This window comes from Lacticaseibacillus manihotivorans DSM 13343 = JCM 12514, assembly GCF_001435035.1.
GTDB classification, from domain to species: Bacteria; Bacillota; Bacilli; order Lactobacillales; family Lactobacillaceae; genus Lacticaseibacillus; species Lacticaseibacillus manihotivorans.
This window is the reverse complement of the sequence record NZ_AZEU01000065.1, coordinates 1-370: the sequence shown is the minus strand read 5'-3', so window position 1 is coordinate 370 and position 370 is coordinate 1. Positions and strand designations below refer to the sequence as shown.

Annotated in this window: 1 pseudogene; it reads right to left on the bottom strand. The window is 48.9% G+C overall.

The window, feature by feature from the left end:
- Positions 1–370 (bottom strand): annotated as a pseudogene (locus tag FD01_RS15635) (IS30 family transposase); the annotation flags it as partial.

Here is a 370-nt window from a genome sequence, read left to right as displayed (position 1 = left end):
TCGGTAGTAATCGCATGGGCGAAGATAGTTCAGAATACGTCTGGGACGATGGTTCAGTGCGGATTGGACTGCTTGAATTTCAACCAGAGTAACTGCTCTGAGAGACTTCCCTTTCGGGAAGAATTCCCTAAGCAGTCCATTGGCGTTCTCGTTTGTGCCACGCTCCCAAGGCGAGTACGGATGTGCGAAGTAAATCTGGGTTCCAACAATCTCTGATAACTTGGCAAACTCGGAACCATTGTCAAAAGTGATACTCTCAAATTCCTTGGCCCCGTAGTCGTCGATCGTGTCCTGAAAGGCTTTAAGTCAGGTGTCCGCATGATAGTCAGGAATCTTGACGATGATCTCAGTCCGGCTGTACCGTTCTGTG